Raw genomic sequence first — 16,826 nt, 5'->3', positions numbered from 1 at the left:
GGGAACGCGCACGAGGAGATGCACGCAAGGAGTCCCAGATGACCATGGCGGGGAATCTGCGGAAGGTCACCGGCCTCGGAGGGGTCGGCGGCCTCCGCAAGGTGGCGCGGCTGGCCCGGCGGCGTGCGCGGGTCGACCTGAGTCACCACGCGCGCTCCCCGCTGGGCTCCTCGGTGGTGAACTGCGTGACGTACCGGGACGGCGTCCGGGCCCCGGTCGCCGGCGACCTGGTCGACGTGGTGGAACAGGTGCGCAAGAGCCGCCACGGCTTCGTCTGGCTCGGCCTCCACGAGCCGACGAACGACGAGTTCGCGGGCATCGCCGAGCTCTTCGACCTCCATCCCCTGGCGGTGGAGGACGCCGTCGAGGCCCATCAGCGCCCGAAGGTCGAGCGCTACGGCGAGACGCTGTTCGCGGTGTTCAAAACGGTCTGCTACGTGGAACACGAGCAGCTGACGGCGACGAGCGAAGTGGTCGACACCGGCGAGATCATGATGTTCGTAGGCCAGGACTTCGTCATCACGGTGCGGCACGGACGGCATGGCTCGCTGGGTCCGCTGCGCGAGGAGCTCGAGTCCCGTCCGGGCCAGCTGGGCAAGGGCCCGTCGGCGGTGCTGCACGCCGTCGCGGACCATGTGGTCGACGACTATCTCCACGTCATCGACGCCGTACAGGCCGACATCGACCAGGTCGAAGCGGACGTGTTCGCGGAGAACGGCGCCCGGACCGACCCGGGGCGCATCTACCAGCTCAAGCGGGAACTCCTGGAACTGAAGCGGGCGGTGGTCCCGCTGAAGCGTCCGCTCCTTGACCTCGCCGACCGGCCGGTGCGGGTGGTGGACCCGGAGATACAGGCGTACTTCCGGGACGTGTCCGACCATCTGCTGCGGGCCACGGAGCAGATCGCCGCGTTCGACGAGCTGCTCAACTCGATCCTGCAGGCGCATCTGGCGCAGGTCACGGTGGCGCAGAACGAGGACATGCGCAAGATCACGGCGTGGGCGGCGGTGATCGCCGTGCCGACGATGGTCTGCGGCGTCTACGGCATGAACTTCGACAACATGCCGGAGCTGCACTGGAGGTTCGGCTATCCGCTGGTCATCGCCGTGATATCCGTGGCCTGCCTGGTGCTGTACCGCGGCTTCCGGCGCAACGGCTGGCTCTGAGGCGCGCCGCCCGAAGCCGGGCGGCCGCGCGACGGCGCCGATGCGGGGCGAAGCCGTTGTCGGTGCCGGGTGCAATCCTGGTCCTCAGTGGTCCTCAGTGGTCCTCAGCGGTCCTCAGCGGTCCTCAGTGCCCGGTGGAACCGGTCCTGGCGTAGACGCTCTCCACCCAGGAGGCGATCTGGTCCTCGGTCAGATGCTGGGCGAGATCGGCCTCGCTGATCATGCCCACCAGGCGCTTGTTGTCGATGACGGGGAGCCGACGGATCTGGTGGTCCTGCATCTCACGGAGCACCTCGCCGACATCGGCGTTCGCGTCGATCCAGCGTGGGGTGCCCTGGGCCATCTCTCCGGCGGTGACCTCGGACGGGTCGTGGCCCCTGGCCACACAGCCGACCACGATGTCGCGGTCGGTGAGGATGCCGCAGAGCCGCTCGTTCTCGTCGCTGATGGGCAGGGCTCCCACATTGAGTTCGCGCATCAGTTGAGCGGCGCGGTCGAGGGTCTCGTGGGCCGGGATCCACTGGGCGCCCCGGTGCATGATGTCTCCGGCTGTAGTCATGGACACCTCCAGGTGCCGGACGGCCGGCGCGGCGCGGGAGCACCGCTGGTTCCGGCGCTGCTCCATTCTTGCCGGGTCTCCGGACCCCCGCATCTCACCGGCTCACCGGCTCACCGACGTCCCTTCGCCCCAAGCCGGATGGCGCGGATCGTCCGCGCGGACGACGACGTCGGCCGTGGCGGCCGGGTCGGTCTCCCGGGCGTAGCTGTCGAAGGCCGGGAGCGTCCAGTGGTCGGCCTCGGGGGTGCGCCGGCGCAGGGCCGCCGGGGAGAGCTGGACGTGGACGGAGAGATCGAAGGGGAACCAGTGCCGCAGCAGGAAGGGGCCGTGCAGCAACAGGAAGCCGCTGGGCGGGAGTTGGACGTAGGGGCTGCGGGTGGCCCGGTCGGTGTCCGGGTCCCGGAGGTCGGGCAGGATCCGTCCGTCGCCGCCGGGTTCGAGGGGACCGAACACCTCGCGCCACAGGGCTCCGGTGTCGAACCAGCCGTTGTAGTAGGCCTCCACGTCCTGGTGCCCGTACTCCAGGCGAAGGGAGGCCGGGCGCAGGAAGCCGTGCACGTCCACGACACGGGAGGCGCGGCCGCGTATGCGCAGTGCTTCGGCGACGCGGTCGGCGAGGTCTCCGGGGCGGGCCGCCGGAGCCCCGTCGAAGGCGACGCGGGGCCAGGGGCTGCCGTCGCCCGGCTTCAGGTCGAGCAGCCGCTCGGCGAGGAGGTCGCCGAGCCGTTCCCAGGTGATCGCTTCGAGTCGCACACCGCCCATCATGCGCCAGGTCCCGGTCCTGACGCGTGGGGGTCGTGGGCGCGACGGGCGGGGAGCAGATGCGGAAGACGGACCTCGTTCCAGGCCCGGGCGGCGTCCAGGAGGAAACAGGAGGAAATGAGAGTGCGACCGCGAGGGGTGCGGGCACGGAGCAGGCCACCACCGTCGCGGGGGCGGGCGGCTGCCTGAAGAAGCCGAGTGGTGTCGCGTCCACCAGCGGGAATGAAGCCTGCATGGCAGTCCTCACCGCTCCCGCAGCCCGCACCGGCCTCCTCGTCGTACAGCCGATTCGGCGGAAGCACTGCAGGGGGTGCCGCCGGGGACCGCAGCCGATGCTCGTCCTGGAGGACGGCGGTCCTCGCTGCCTGGACTGCGCGGACCTGGGGCACCTGGTGTTCCTGCCGCGCGGCGACACGGCGCTGACGCGCAGGTCGCGGGAGGAGAGCACGCTGTCGGTCGTGGTCGTCCGGTTCAACCGGCGCAAGGGGCGGTACGAGAGGCAGGGCGTCCTGGTCGAGGAGGCGGGGCTCGCCCGGGCCGAGGAGCGGTGTCTGGCGGACGCCGAGGCGCGGCGGCGGCGCCGGACACGGGACGCGCGGCGCCGGGCCCTGGAGGACACACGGCTCGCCGAGGCGTTCGCCGCGGAGATCCTGCGCCTGCTCCCGGGCTGCCCGGCGGACCGGGCCGAAGCGATCGCCGCGCACGCCTCGGTGCGGGGCAGCGGGCGGGTGGGGCGCAGCGCCGCCGGGCGGGCGTTGTCCGAGGGGGCGGTCGTCTCTGCGGTCGTGGCGTCGGTACGTCATCTCGACACGCCGTACGACTCTCTGCTGATGAGGGGGGTGCCCCGGGGCGAGGCGAGGCGGCGGATCGCGGCGGAGGTGGAGGGAGTGTTGCGGGGGTGGGGATGGGCCATGGACAGGCAGAAGGCGCTCCCCCGATCATCGACCCGGTGACCGGGGTTTCACTCGAGGTGACGGATCACACCGGCCGGAACTTCCGGACGCCCCGGAATGCCGGAGCGAACGGGCCGCTCGGAACGACAGGGGAGTTGACGTTGTCATGATCGATGGCCCGTATCTGGGGCTCGTGCTGCTGGGCGTGCTGGCGACCGGGCTGATGGCCGGGGTCTTCTGTGCCTTCTCGGTCCTGGTCATGCGGGCCCTCACCGCGCTGCCGCCCGCGCAGGGCGTGGCCGCGATGAACGCGGTCAACCGTACGGCGATGGCACCGGCGTTCATGGTGCTGTTCCTCGGTGCGGCGGCGCTGTGCGCGGTGATCGCCGTGGTGACGTTCGTCCTGTGGCCGCAGGACGGGACTGCTTTGTTGCTGGTGGGCAGCGTGCTGTATCTGGCCGGCGCGTTCGGGGTGACCGTACTGGCGAACGTGCCGCGCAACGACGCGCTGATGAAGCTGGAACCGGGCACGGCGGAGGCGGTGAGGTACTGGCCGACGTACGTGCGCGAGTGGACGCGCTGGAACCATGTGCGGGCGGTCGCGTCGGCGGCAGCGGCGGTCCTGTACACCCTGGCCCTGGTCTGACTATCCGCGTCCGGCTCCCTGCGTCCGATTCTCTGCGTCCGGCTCTCTGCGCAGGTGCCCGACGGGACGTATCGTGGCCGAAAGAGTGCCGCAGGAGTACCGAAGAGTGCCGCCCGATGACGCTCGGCCTGTCCCACGCGTACGCAAGGAAGACGCCCATGGCCGATCCCAAGGGATTCATGAACACGTCCCGCCAGGACTGGCCCCGCCGGCCGGTCGAGGAGCGGGTCCGGGACTGGGACGAGGTGTACGTCCCCGGGGCACTGCTGCCGATCATCAGCAAGCAGGCGGACCGCTGCATGGACTGCGGCATCCCCTTCTGCCACGAGGCGTGTCCGCTCGGCAATCTGATCCCGGAGTGGAACGACCTGGTGTCCCGGGAGGACTGGCGGGCGGCGAGCGACCGGCTGCACGCGACGAACAACTTCCCGGAGTTCACGGGGCGGTTGTGTCCGGCGCCGTGCGAGGCAGGGTGCGTGCTGGCCATCAACCAGCCCGCTGTCACCATCAAGAACGTCGAGGTGGCGATCGCGGACCGGGCCTGGGCGGAGGGGTTCACCCCGCCCAGGCCGCCGGACCGGCTCTCGGGGAAGACGGTGGCGGTGATCGGCTCAGGCCCCACGGGGCTGGCGGCGGCGCAGCAGCTGACCAGGGCCGGGCACACGGTCGCCGTGTACGAGAAGGACGACCGGATCGGCGGCCTCATGCGGTACGGCATCCCCGAGTTCAAGATGGAGAAGGTCCACCTTGAGCGGCGGATCGAGCAGATGCGCGCCGAGGGGACCAGGTTCCGCACGGGGACGGTGGTCGGCCGGGACATCGGCGCCGCGGATCTGCGGGCCCGCTACGACGCCGTGGTGATCGCCACCGGTGCCACGGCGTGGCGGGAGTTGCCGGTGCCGGGCCGGGAGCTGGCCGGAATACATCAGGCGATGGAGTACCTGCCGTTGGCCAACCGGGTGTGCGAGGGCGATCTCGAGGTCTCGCCGATGTCCGCCGCCGGCCGGCATGTCGTGATCGTGGGAGGCGGCGACACCGGCGCGGACTGCCTGGGGACGGCGGTGCGCGAGGGCGCGGCCTCCGTGACCCAGCTGGACATCTACGCCCAGCCCGGTGCGGACCGCGACGAGGACATCGACCCCTGGCCGACGTACCCGAAGATCTACCGGCTGTCGGCCGCGCACGAGGAGGCGCGCGACCTGCGTAGTGCGCCGGCGGCCGACGCGGACGCGCGTCTGTTCGCCGCCTCCACGCTCCGTTTCACGGGCGACGAGGGCGGACATGTGCGGTCGCTGCACCTGGTCGAGGTGGACGCGGCGCGGCGGCCGGTGGCGGGCAGCGGGCGGGTGCTGCCCGCGGATCTGGTGCTGCTGGCACTCGGCTTCTCCGGGCCCGGCCGGGAGGACGGACTCGTGGACCAGTTGGGGCTGACGCTGGACCCGCGCGGCACTCTCGCCCGGGACGGCGACTTCGCGACCAACGTCCCCGGGGTGTTCGCCGCGGGGGACGCGGCGCGCGGGCAGTCGCTGATCGTGTGGGCGATAGCGGAGGGGCGCGCGGTGGCGGCGGCCGTCGACCGCCACCTGTCGGGCAGGTCGCATCTGCCGTCCCCCATCACACCGCACGACCGGCCCATGAGCGCCTAGGTGTTTTGAGCCTTGGCCCGTGACGGGGCGAGGCCGTCCCCGGCCCTGCCCCGTCCCCCGGCCCGGCCACCGTCCCGCTGGACGAGCCGGGCACCGTACTCCTCCGGCCGGCGGTGTCCAGGCACGCGAACCTCGCCCGCGCGCCCCGTGCCGGCGGTTCCGACCGGCATCAGTGGCCTCAGGGCTTGCGCCCCACCGCTCCGTAGCCGGGAATGACGCCGTCCTCCTGGCCCGGAATGGGCTCTCCGAGTTCGGGGTGCCAGTCGGGTACGACCGCCACGCCCGGGTCGACCAGTTCGAGCCCGTCGAAGAAGTGGCCGAACTCGTCCCGGGAGCGGAGGGCAAGCGTGACGCCCGCCGCCTTGAGCTTCTCCGTGGCCGCCGCGGACTCCTCCGGGGTGAAGTCCGCGGTGGCGTGGGTCATCATCAGATAGCTGCCCGAGGGGAGTTCGGCGAGCAGCCGGTCGACGAGTTCGTGCGCGCCGTCCTCGTCGGAGACGAAATGCAGCAGCGCCACCAGCGACAGGGCCACCGGCCGGGTGAGGTCCAGGATCTTCCTGGCCCCCTCGACGATGGTGGCCGGATCGCGGACGTCCGCCTGGAGGTACTCCGTGACGCCGCCGGGCGTGCTGCGCAGCAGGGCTGCCGCGTGGGCCAGCACGATCGGGTCGTTGTCGCAGTAGACCACCCGGGCGTCCGGCGCGATCTCCTGGGCGACCTGGTGCAGGTTGGGCTCGGTCGGGATGCCCGTGCCGACGTCCAGGAACTGGCGTACGCCGTTCCCGGCCAGCCAGCGCGTGGCGCGGTGCATGAAGGCACGGTTGACGCGTGCCATCACCGGCACGCGCGGGTCGAGTGCGAGCATCTGCCGGCCCATCGCCTCGTCGACGGGGTAGTTGTCCTTGCCGCCGAGGTACCAGTCGTACATCCGCGCGGGATGGGGCTTGCTGGTGTCGATCTCGACGTCGGGGGTGGGATCCTGCCCGGTCATGACGCACTCCGTAAGACACAACGAGTAATCAAATCAGCACCAAAATAGGGAAGTTGAGCGAAAAAACGACAATGGAAGGACAATCGGAGATCCGTCAGTTCACGAGAGCAGGAAGTCCGCCTTCCCCGCCTTGGCCCCCTCGATGAAGGCCGTCATCTCGTCGGTGGTGTAGATCAGCGCCGGACCGTCCGGGTCGGTCGACTGCCGGACGGCGATCCGGCCGTCGGAGAGCTTCATCGCCTCCAGGCAGTTTCCTCCGTTGCCCCCGCTCCACGGCTTGTGCCAGCCTTCGCTGCCCAAGTCTCGCGCGGGCATGCCGTTGTAGACCCGTTTGCGCGGCTTGATGCGATCCATTCACAGCTCCTTGCGGAAATCCCGGAGGATCTCCTTCGTGCGATGTGCAGTAGCGGCCTGCGCCGCCATGCGGTCCATGACCTCGAGATGGGTCGCCACCTCGGCGCGCGCGTCGAGATAGACGGCGCCGGTCAAGTACTCGCTGTAGACCATGTCCGGAAGCTCCGGCATGGCGAATCGGAACAGCACGAAGGGCCCGTAGGTGCCGGGGTGCGGCCCGCTCCCGAAGGGGGCCACCTGCAGCGTCACATTGGGCAGCTTCGTCGCCTCGAGCAGTTTGTCGATCTGCGCGCGCATCACCTCCGGGCCGCCGACCGGGCGGCGCAGTACCGTCTCGTCCATCACGACCCACAACCGGGGTGCGTCCTGACGGGTGAGCAGTTCCTGGCGTTGCATGCGCAGGTCGACAAGACGCTCGATGTCCTCCGGCCGGGTCTGGCCGATGGCACCGGACTTCAGGACGCCACGCGCGTAACCCTCGGTCTGCAGCAGACCGGGGACGAAGTGCGGTTCGTACTGACGGATCAGGGCAGCCGCGCCCTCCAGGCTGACGTGCATCGAGAACCAGCCGGGCAGGACGTCGTGGAAACGCTGCCACCAGCCGGGCTTGTTGGCGTCCTCGGCCAACTGGACGAACCCCTCGGCCTCTTCGTCGGTGACGCCGTAGGCCTTCAGCAGCAGTTGGAGGTACGGAATCTTGAGGCTGACCTCGGCCATCTCCATGCGGCGCACGGTGGCGGGCGCGACCCGGAGGATGCGGGCCGCCTCCTCACGCTTGAGCCCTGCGCGTTCCCGCAGGTCCAGCAGGCGTCGACCGAGAACGACCTGTCCGACGGTCGGCGCGGACCGCGGTTCGCTCACGCTCCACCTCCACGAAGAGCCCCGTAGGCCGGTCGTGTGGGGCCCTGGCCCCGACCGGCCGGTGACGAGACGAATCCTGACAGCCTTGCGGCGCCATTCGAAGACCCATTCGAAGATCTGTACGACTGGGTACGGATCTTCGGTGATCCCAACTGGCGCCGCTCAACGTGCTGTTGCGAGCAGTGTGCCACGCCCCTTCACCGCGTCACACAGCACTCTGCATTTTTCAGAGTGACACTTGCCAAGTGTTCACGGCGGGGCGATAGTGGCAAGCGTGATTCCGTCCGCGCCCTTAGGAACAGACGCCGCCGCAGGCCACCCCCAGGGTCTCGGCGCCGCGGGAGCAGGCCCCGACGAGGCCGCTGCCGAGCGCCGGTTCCGATTCGAGCTGGCCGCACATCCGGGTTCTCCTGCCCAGGCGAGACGCCTGGCGAGGACCCGGCTGAGTGGTTGGTCGGTGTGTGAGGACACCTGCGACACCGCGGCTCTCGTCATCTCCGAACTGGTCACCAACGCCATCGTGCACACGGCCAGTGACGTCGTCGTGTGCGAGCTGTCCGACTCCGACGACGTGGTGCGCATCGCCGTGCGCGACCAGGGCTGCGCCCCGGGCGAGCCGCACCCGTCGCCGCAACGCCCCGAGGAGGAGCACGGGAGGGGACTGCTGCTCGTCGAGGCCCTCTGTCACTCCTGGGGCGCCCAGGAGCACGGATCCGGCCTGCTGGTCTGGGCTCACCTGCCGCGCCGGGCCGACGCGCCCGGCGAGCCCGCGGAACCGGGCGACAGCCTGACCTCCGATCTCGCACAGCCGCACGAAGACCTCGCGCCGTCGGACGACGAACCGGCCGAGCCGCACGACGACCTCGGCTGGGGCGCCCGGCCGAAGCCGAACCCGGCCGACGGCTCCGGCAAGGAGGCCGAGCCCGCGGAACAGGCCCACCGAGCGGAGCCGGAGCCTGTCTCGTCGTCGGAACCGGCGTCGGAGTCGGCAGGCCTCACCGACCGGGCGACACGCCCGCCGCAGCACCGAATACCCGACGCCGCGGCGCAGTCTGCCGCCCCTGTACGGCCCCCCGGTCCCGCCCCGGAGACCGGCACCCCGATCCCACGCGTCACACCCCAGTGGCACCACGGCCCGCAGCACCAGGCCCCGGAGCCGTGCGTCACGGATCACCGCACTCCGGCGCACCCCGCTCCGCAGGTCCACTCCCCCGGCCCGTTCGGCGGTGAACTCCCCGCCCAGCAGGTCCACAACCCCGGCCTCCTCGGCGAACTGCCCTCGCCGCGTCCTCGTCCCGCCGCGGGACGCGCCACCGGGCTCCCTCCGCTCGAGAGATCCCGAGAGCGAGGGAGGGCGTGAAGGGGACGCCCCGCCGGCCGGTGCGCACCCTCGACACTCTCGTCCGTCTGCGGCGCGATCTGGGCACCGCCCCGCAGCCCCTCCCCCGCCTCGCCGTGCCGGACGGCATGACCGCGCCGCTCGGCTGCGACGCCGTGGCCGTCCCGGCCGGAATCGGCCCGCTGCTCATGCCCCGGCTGCCCCGCGTGGGATGCGTGTACGCCGACGACACCCACTGGTGGTGGCTCGTCCCGGCCGAATCCGACTACGCCCTGGACTGGCCCGTCCCCGCGCGCTACGCCCCGGGTGCCGTCCTGCCGAACGCCCGGCAGCTCCCCGGTCTCGTCCACCGGCCGGAGGGAACCCTTCCGTACACCCCGCCGATCCCCCTCTACCTGGCCCTGTGCCGCCTCACAGGCACCACACCCACGTGGTCTCGGCCGATCAGCGCGTAGCCCGCCCCGCGTGAACGGACGGGCCTCGGGCCCCTCCGAAAACCGGCGCCGCCCGGCGCACGCCCGCGCGCGACTTCTTCGCCGCCTCGCGCCCTGTCCTCACCCATCCCGTCCCGCAATAGTGGCCGTTCGTCATGGCGGCCGTTCGTCCACGGTCGCGGGAGGGCGGACACGGTGGGGAAGCGGCACGGGAAGCAGGGTCCCGACGAGCGTGAGGTGTCCGAGTCGGAGCGGCTGCTCTTCGGTGGCCCGCTCAGCTACGACATGGGCTGGAACCAGCACCGGGACGCCTTCCTGGAGCTGAGCTTCCGCGCCATGGTGACCCGGCTGCCCTCGTTGCTGTCCGCGAGCCTCCGGCTGGCCCGGCAGGCCGACCCACGGGCCGCGAAGATCGTGCTGTCCGCGGAGCTGGCCCGGGGTGCGGCGCAGGCGGTGAGCCTGCTCGCGGTGAACAGTGTGCTGGGCCGGCTGATCACGGGCGGGCCGATCGAGGACCGGCTGCGCGGCGCCGTCCCCGCGCTGGCCGTCATGGCCGCCGTCCTCCTGGTCGGGGCGCTGCTGCGGGCCGCGTCGACGTACGCGACCGGGCGCCTCGAACCCAAGGTGGAGCGGGTGGCCACCGAGCTGTATCTGGAGCGCGCCGCGGCGGTGGAGCTGGCCGCGATCGAGGACCACGCGTTCCACAAGCTGCTGGACACCGCGCAGTACGGCGCCGCGTCCGCCCGCCGGATGATCATGTACGGCACGCGCGTGGTGAACGCGATGATCTCGCTGGTCGCGGCGGCCGGCGTACTGACGGTGCTGCACCCGCTGCTGCTGCCGCTGCTGGTCACGATGACCCTGCCCAGCGCCTGGAGCGCCCTGACGAACGCGCGGCGGCGGTACGAGTCGTTCCACACGTGGGTGCAGCACGCGCGCGCGGGTCACCTGATCGCCAGTCTGCTCACCGAACCGGCGGCGGCGCCCGAGATCCGGGTGCACGGCGTCGGCCCCTTCCTGCTGCGGCACTTCCGGGCGATGTCGGAGACGGCGGAGGCGGAGCAGGCCCGGCTGGCCCGGCTCGCCGCCCGCACCGGCCTGATCGCCGCGTCCTGGACGGGCATCGCGACGGTGGCGACGTACGCGACGCTCGGCGGACTGCTGCTCACCGGGACGATGGCGCTGGCGGTCGCGGGCACAGCGGTGATCGCCATCCGCAGCGGCTCCGCGAGCCTGAACACGCTGGTCCTGGAGCTCAACCAGCTGCACGAGGAGGGCCTGTTCGTAGGTGACCTGCAGCGGCTGTACAAGGAGGCGGCCGAACGGGCGATCCCGGTGGGCGGCGTGGCCCTGCCTGACGATCCGCGGGAGATCCGCTTCGAGAACGTCACGTTCGGCTATCCGGGCGAGTCGACCCGGCCCGCCCTCGACGACGTCACGCTCTCCCTGCCGCTCGGCCGGATCATCGCGCTGGTCGGGGAGAACGGTTCCGGCAAGACGACCCTGGTGAAGCTGCTGGCCGGGCTGTACCGGCCGGACGGCGGACGGATCCTGTGGGACGGCGTGGACGCGGCGGACGCGGACCGGCACCAGCTGGCCGAGCGCATCGCGATGGTGGCGCAGGACTTCAAGCGCTGGCCGTTCACGGCGCGGGTGAACGTGGCGGTGGGGCGCTCGTCGGCGCCGCTGACGGAGGAGCGGCTGAGCGAGTCGATCGCCGAGGCAGGCGCCGAGGACGTGGTCGCGGACCTGCCGCACGGTCTGGACACCCTGCTGGCCCGGGCCTTCAGCGGCGGGCACGAGTTGTCCGGTGGGCAATGGCAGCGCCTCGGCATCGCGCGCGCCGCCTACCGGCGCGGGCGCATCCTCATCGTGGACGAGCCGACGGCGGCGCTGGACGCGCGGGCCGAGCTGGAGGTCTTCGAGAAGATCCGCGCGCTGGCCGGCAGCGGTCAGACGGTCGTGCTGATCACGCACCGGCTGGCGTCGGTCCGGCACGCGGACCTGGTGCACGTCCTGGACCAGGGCCGGCTGGTGGAGTCAGGGACTCCGGAAGAGCTGCTGGCGTGCGGTGGTGTCTACGCGGAGCTGTACGCGCTCCAGGCGGACCAGTTCACGGCACCGCTGCCGGCGTCGGGGGTCGGCTGAGAGGGCTCGGCCGAAGCCGACAGCCGACAGCCGACGGCTCACGGCTCGGCTGACGGCTGACGGCTCACTCGATCGCGTCACCGGCCCGTACGATCACCAGGAAGGTGTCCGTCGCGAGGTCCATGACGACCTCGGCGGCCAGTCCCTCCATGCGCCGCGCCTGCGCGAACTCCTCAGCGGGCCACGATCCGCGCGGCCCGCCTGCGGGAAAGCGTTCGAGCACGGTTCGCCCGTTCACCATCTCGCACCTCCGATAAGCGTTGTGACTTGTAGGAGTTAACGCTCTTCGGCGGCCGAAAGCCTCGCCTGGTTGCGGTACTGAGACATAGCTGACACGAGTCCGGGGCGGAACGTGAGAGTCCGATTACTTTCCGAACATTTCATGCACCGTTCGTGTCGGAGGCCGTACTCGTCGTGATATCGGGGACGGGGTCCGACCGGGCTGCTCGACCCCGTCGACCGTCCTCCTCTCAGGTGTCGTAGTCCTGGATGCGCCGGCCATGGCTGCGGTCGAGGAGTGCGGGCATCCGCCGGCCCAACTCCTCCACGACCGAGGGCACGTCGAGGGTGAGCAGCTCGCGGTCGCGCATCAGGATCCGTCCGTCGACGACCGTGGTGCGGACGTCTGAGGAGCGGGCGCTGTGCACCAGGGTCGCGGCGAGGTCGTGGACGGGCTGGGTGTGCGGTCCGGTGAGGTCGACGAGGACGAGGTCGGCCTTCCGCCCGGGCGCGAGGGTGCCGAGGCTGTCGCCGAGTCCGACGGCCCGCGCGCTCTGGAGCGTGGCGTGGTGCAGGGCCTGACGGGAGGTGAGCCAGCGGGGGTCGCCGGTGGTGGATTTCTGCAGGAGGGAGGTGAGGGCCATGGACTCCCACACGTCGAGGGAGTTGTTGGAGGCGGCGCCGTCGGTGGCGAGTCCGACGGGGACGCCGATCTCGCGCAGGGCACGGACGGGCGTGGTGGTGGGCCAGGCGAACTTGAGATAGCCGCGGGGCGCGGTCGCCACGGCCGTACGGCCACGCGCGCGTGCGAGGACGGGCAGGTCGCGGTCGAGGATGCCGGTGCCATGGGCGATGAGGACGTCCGCGTCGAGGATGCCGGTGCGTTCCAGTACCTCGACGGGGGTGACGCCGTGGCGGGCGAGGCTGGCGTCGGTCTGGTCGCGGTTCTCGGCGGCGTGCAGGTGCACGGGCAGGCCGTGTTCGAGGGCGAGTGCGGCGGTGGCGGCGAGGTCGTCGTCGGTCACGGTGTAGGGCGCGTGCGGGGCAAGGGCCGTGGTGACACGGCCGTCGGCGCCACCGCGGTGGCGCAGCGCGAACTGCAGGGACTCCTCGCGGCCCCGGGCGCCCTGGGAGGAGAAGTACGCCTGGCCGAGATGGGCGCGGATGCCGCAGTCGGCCACGACCGCGGCGACGGCGTCCATGGCGAAGTAGTGGTCGGCGAAGCAGGTGACCCCGCCGCGGATCATCTCCGCGCAGGCGAGCCGCGCCCCCAGCTCGACATCCGTCGGGGTGAGGTTGGACTCGACGGGCCAGACCACGTCGTTGAACCACTCCTCGGTGGGGAGGTCCTCGGCGAGGCCGCGCAGGGCCACCATCGGGGCGTGTGTGTGACAGTTGACGAGCCCCGGCATCGCGATCTGCCCGCGCGCGTCGATGCGCTCGACGGCAGGGAGACCGGCCGCTTCGGCGGCGCTGACGACGGCGTCGACGAGGCCGCCGCGGACGACGACCGCGGCGTCCTCCTGGAAGCCGACGCGTTCCTCCTCGTCGTGGGTGAGGACGGCGCAGCCGGTGATGACGAGATCGGCGGCGCGGGCGGGCTCCGGTGCGGGCGTCGGAGAAGGCGTCATTGCGTCAACGTACGACGAGGTCGTGCCTCCGGGTGAGCCGTGGCCCGCATTGTGTCCCGAACCTGTCGCCGTCCCGGCGGGGCGGGCACCCTGGCGCCAGGACACCTCCTGGAAGGAGCCCCGCATGCTCCTCGGCACCTGGAACCTCGAGAACCTGTACCGGCCCGGAGGACCGTACGGCCCGAAGGACCAGGCCGCCTACGAGTCGAAGCTCGCCGCGCTCGCCGCCGTCGTCACCGCGCTCGATCCCGGAGTGCTCGGGGTGCAGGAGGTCGGGGAGCCCGAGGCGCTGGCGGACCTGCTGGAGGCGGTGGGCGGCACCTGGCACATGGTGCTGTCCGGGCACCCCGACGGCCGGGGCATCCGGGTCGGCGTGATCAGCCGGACGCCGCTTCAGGTGCTGGCGGACACGCGGGCGTTCCCGGAGGGGCTGCGCCCGGTGCAGACGGACGACTCGGGGGCGGTCGTGGACGGGGCGGGCCGCGGTTTCCTGGCGGTGGAGACGGAATCGGAGGCCGGCCCGCTGCGGGTGGCGGTGGCGCATCTGAAGTCGAAACTGCTGTCGTATCCGGGTGATCGTTTCTTCCCGCACGACGAGGGCGAGCGGGCCCGCTACGGCGCGTACGCGCTCTACCGGCGGGCCGCCGAGGCGACGGCGTTGCGGGCGCTCGCGGGTGATCTGCTGGCAGGTGACGGCCGCGCGCGGGACGTGGCGGTCCTGGGCGACCTGAACGACGAGGTGCAGGCGGCGACCACGCAGATGCTGCTCGGCCCGCCCGGCTCGGAGATCGGCACTCGGGGGTTCGAGACGCCGGATCAGGGCGACGCGGCCCGGCTGTGGGACGTGGCCCCGCTGATCCCCGCCGACCGGCGCTACTCGCGGATCGACTCCGGCCGTCGCGAGCTGATCGACCACATCCTGACCGGTCACCGCCTGGTCCACCGGGTGACGGCGGCGGGCACGGGGACACCTGAGGAGCGGTTGCGGCTGCCGTCGGTCGGCGCGGACCCGTCGGCGCACCGGAGCCCGGCGGGTTCGGACCACGCACCGGTGTGGGTGCGGCTCGGCTGACGCCCCGTCGCTACACCGCGAGCGGCAGGGCGGGCACCGAGTCCGCCAGCCCCGCCCGTTCCCGCCGTGTCGCGAGTTCACCGAGGAGTTCGGCGAGCCGGCGGCGGTGCCCCGGGGCGAGCCGGCCGGTGTCGTCGAGTTGGACGGCGCAGGCGGTGGTGGTGTCGACGAGCCGTTCGAGGACGGCGGCGAACTCGTCGGTGCCTTCGGTGTGCCGGGCGAGGGCGGGCAGTTCGTGGGCGGCGAGGGCGATGGCGGTGCGGGCTTCGGCGAGGGTGCGGTAGGCCTCGCGGCGCAGGGTCCAGCGGGCGGCACGGTCGTCGGAGCCGTCCATGCCGTCTACGCCGTCGAGGCCGTCGAGGCCGTCGAGGCCGTCGAGGACATGGACGAGGTAGGCGTGCGCCGCGTCGGCGGCCGCGGCGAGCCGGGCGCGCACCTGTCCGCCACGCTCCCCCGGCATCGGCAGATGTCCGACGATCAGCACGATCGCGCAGGCCAGCAGGGTTTCGGCGATCCGGCTGACGGAGGCCTGGGGTTCGCCGCCGACCATCACCAGGGACAGCACGAGGACGGTGACGACGGCGGTCTGGGCGGCGAAGTGCCGGGTGGAGACGGGGACGAGCGCGCCGCAGAGGGCGACCAGGGCGATGAGTCCCTCCGGCCGGGGCAGCACGGCGGCGAAGGCGGCGAACAGGACCGCCCCGAGCACGGTCCCGGCGGCCCGGCACAGCACCCGGGACACCAGGGGGCCGAGGTCGGGCTTGACGAGGAAGACGGCGGTGGCGGGCAGCCAGTACCAGTGGGTGTGCTGTCCGTACCAGTGGGAGTGGTGCAGGGCCTGCGCGATGGCGGCGCTGGCACCGAAGCAGAGGGCGACCCGCAGCCCGTACTCGCGCCCGCCGGCCCCGAAAGCGGCGCGCGCCAGATCGCGGGCCCCGCGCCGCCGGGTGTGCAGATCGGCCCCCTGCCCCTCGTCGAAGGCCTCTGCGGCGTGCAGGAGCGCGTCGTCGAGGGCGCGCAGCGCGGGCGCGGACCGGGAGGGCGCGGGCAGCGGCCCGGTGGGCGTGTTCTCGCGTATGGCGGCGGCGAGCCGGCGGGGGCCTTCCGCGGCCCGTTCGGCGACGGGTTCCCCGGCCCAGGCGAGGGCGGTCGCCGCCTCGGCGAGGGGCAGGGCGGCGGCGTACTGGGCGTGCAGGCGCCGTTCTGCGGAGGAGGAGGCGTAGCGGCGCAGGCGGGGACCGGTGAGGGCGTCCTGCGCGTGGTCGAGTGCGGCGGTGAGGGCGGCGCGGCGGGCGGTGGCCCGGTCGGTGCTGGCGGCGTCGAGCAGGGCGGCGACGGCGTCGTACACCTCCGCCACCGCGTCACGCTCGCCGTCGAACCGGAAGTCGCCGGTCATCGACCCGGGCGTGGGCAGGAGGAGTCGCAGCGTGAGCAGCCATCCGGCGCCGGCGACGAAGGCGAGGGCACGGAGCCATCCGGCCTCCGGGACCGGCATCCCGGCCCCGATCGCGGCGGCGACCAGCAACTGTGTCCCCGCTCCCGAGGCGACGGGCCCGATGGCGCTCATCCCGCCGGCGAGCAGTCCGAGCGCCGTGAGGACGACCGTCAGCACGACGGCCCCCACGTGGTCCCCGACGTACGTCCCGACGAGCATTCCGCCCGCTCCGGCGAGCGCGGGCGCGCCGAGCCGCTTGACGGCGGCCCGTCGGCTGCCGGGCCGGTCGTTGATCCCGGCGAGCATCGCGGCGATGGCGGCGACGACGCCGAGGGAGACCCGGTCGGCGAGCATCGCGACGAGGAGCAGCGGCCCGGCGGCCAGCGCACCCCGCGTGACGGCACTCCACGGCACGGGTCCGCGCTGGGCACGCAGGGCGTGGGCGAGCCAGGGCGGCAGAACTGTGCGAACGGCAACGGCGGAACGCGGGGACACGGAGCTCCTGTCGGGACGAGGGCCTGCCTGGGGCGGTGGACCTTCGGGCGACGGTGGCCGGGGCGGTCAGCGGTGAGCTGTGGTGTCCACGGTACGGGGTTGCCTTGGAGGGAGCGGGACGGTTGCGTTTCGGCGGGGTGACGGTCGGACCGGATCCCGCCTTCTTTATGAACGC

The 16,826-nt window shown here is 72.3% G+C and carries 15 protein-coding genes and 1 pseudogene; 8 read left to right on the top strand and 8 right to left on the bottom strand.

The annotated features are described in order from the left end of the window. Positions 1-38 precede the first annotated feature (38 nt). Positions 39-1,166: a magnesium/cobalt transporter CorA gene (gene corA, locus ABT057_RS27575; protein ID WP_352346290.1), complete on the top strand. Its 1,128-nt coding sequence runs from the start codon at positions 39-41 to the stop codon at positions 1,164-1,166. A gap of 124 nt (positions 1,167-1,290) precedes the next feature. Here the strand turns inward: corA and ABT057_RS27570 are convergent, their stop codons facing one another. Next, a complete protein-coding gene (locus ABT057_RS27570) occupies positions 1,291-1,725 on the bottom strand; it encodes a CBS domain-containing protein (RefSeq protein WP_352346289.1) in 435 nt (144 codons plus the stop codon). 102 nt (positions 1,726-1,827) lie between these two features. After that, on the bottom strand, positions 1,828-2,487 hold the full coding sequence (locus ABT057_RS27565) for a nucleoside/nucleotide kinase family protein (RefSeq protein WP_352346313.1): 660 nt from the start codon (positions 2,485-2,487) through the stop codon (positions 1,828-1,830). Between the two features lie 233 nt (positions 2,488-2,720). On the opposite strand from ABT057_RS27565, the gene ABT057_RS27560 reads away from it, so the two are divergent. The 3 genes from ABT057_RS27560 (at position 2,721) to ABT057_RS27550 (ending at position 5,672) form a co-directional block, all read left to right on the top strand. Next, positions 2,721-3,440, top strand: coding sequence for a DUF2293 domain-containing protein (locus tag ABT057_RS27560; protein ID WP_352346288.1), 720 nt, complete (start codon positions 2,721-2,723; stop codon positions 3,438-3,440). Between the two features lie 106 nt (positions 3,441-3,546). Further along, positions 3,547-4,026, top strand: coding sequence for an anthrone oxygenase family protein (locus ABT057_RS27555; RefSeq protein ID WP_352346287.1), 480 nt, complete (start codon positions 3,547-3,549; stop codon positions 4,024-4,026). 158 nt (positions 4,027-4,184) lie between these two features. Further along, positions 4,185-5,672, top strand: coding sequence for a glutamate synthase subunit beta (locus ABT057_RS27550; protein WP_352346286.1), 1,488 nt, complete (start codon positions 4,185-4,187; stop codon positions 5,670-5,672). A 178-nt stretch (positions 5,673-5,850) separates the two neighbouring features. Here the strand turns inward: ABT057_RS27550 and ABT057_RS27545 are convergent, their stop codons facing one another. The 3 genes from ABT057_RS27545 to ABT057_RS27535 form a co-directional block, all read right to left on the bottom strand. Beyond that, positions 5,851-6,663, bottom strand: coding sequence for an SAM-dependent methyltransferase (locus tag ABT057_RS27545; RefSeq protein ID WP_352346285.1), 813 nt, complete (start codon positions 6,661-6,663; stop codon positions 5,851-5,853). 99 nt (positions 6,664-6,762) lie between these two features. After that, positions 6,763-7,017, bottom strand: a complete 255-nt coding sequence (locus tag ABT057_RS27540; protein WP_352346284.1) for a DUF397 domain-containing protein — start codon at positions 7,015-7,017, stop codon at positions 6,763-6,765. Beyond that, positions 7,018-7,878, bottom strand: a complete 861-nt coding sequence (locus ABT057_RS27535) for a Sco1979 family transcriptional regulator (protein WP_352346283.1) — start codon at positions 7,876-7,878, stop codon at positions 7,018-7,020. It abuts the gene before it with no gap. Positions 7,879-8,116: 238 nt separating this feature from the next. Here ABT057_RS27535 and ABT057_RS27530 point away from each other — a divergent pair. The 3 genes and pseudogenes from ABT057_RS27530 to ABT057_RS27520 all read left to right on the top strand — a co-directional run. After that, positions 8,117-8,818 (top strand): annotated as a pseudogene (locus ABT057_RS27530) (ATP-binding protein); the annotation flags it as partial. 416 nt (positions 8,819-9,234) lie between these two features. Further along, entirely contained in the window at positions 9,235-9,672 is a 438-nt protein-coding gene (locus tag ABT057_RS27525) for a hypothetical protein (RefSeq protein WP_352346282.1), read from the top strand. 264 nt (positions 9,673-9,936) lie between these two features. Then, positions 9,937-11,799 (top strand): ABC transporter ATP-binding protein, encoded by a 1,863-nt coding sequence (locus ABT057_RS27520; protein WP_352346312.1) that lies wholly within the window; start codon positions 9,937-9,939, stop codon positions 11,797-11,799. A gap of 64 nt (positions 11,800-11,863) precedes the next feature. Here the strand turns inward: ABT057_RS27520 and ABT057_RS27515 are convergent, their stop codons facing one another. Both ABT057_RS27515 and ABT057_RS27510 read right to left on the bottom strand, forming a co-directional pair. Further along, a complete protein-coding gene (locus ABT057_RS27515; RefSeq protein WP_352346281.1) occupies positions 11,864-12,040 on the bottom strand; it encodes a DUF8839 family protein in 177 nt (58 codons plus the stop codon). 229 nt (positions 12,041-12,269) lie between these two features. Further along, positions 12,270-13,649, bottom strand: a complete 1,380-nt coding sequence (locus tag ABT057_RS27510; protein ID WP_352346280.1) for an amidohydrolase — start codon at positions 13,647-13,649, stop codon at positions 12,270-12,272. 124 nt (positions 13,650-13,773) lie between these two features. Here ABT057_RS27510 and ABT057_RS27505 point away from each other — a divergent pair, with 124 nt between their 5' ends. Next, the gene (locus ABT057_RS27505) at positions 13,774-14,721 is read left to right on the top strand and encodes an endonuclease/exonuclease/phosphatase family protein (protein ID WP_352346279.1); all 948 of its coding nucleotides are present in this window, start codon (positions 13,774-13,776) and stop codon (positions 14,719-14,721) included. A gap of 10 nt (positions 14,722-14,731) precedes the next feature. Here ABT057_RS27505 and ABT057_RS27500 read toward each other — a convergent pair whose 3' ends face one another. After that, positions 14,732-16,651, bottom strand: a complete 1,920-nt coding sequence (locus tag ABT057_RS27500; RefSeq protein WP_502973969.1) for an FUSC family protein — start codon at positions 16,649-16,651, stop codon at positions 14,732-14,734. Between the last annotated feature and the right edge of the window lie 175 nt (positions 16,652-16,826).

The sequence above is a fragment of the Streptomyces sp. NPDC002588 genome (assembly GCF_040295925.1).
Classification (GTDB): Bacteria; Actinomycetota; Actinomycetes; order Streptomycetales; family Streptomycetaceae; genus Streptomyces.
This window is presented reverse-complemented; position numbering and strand designations above follow the sequence as displayed.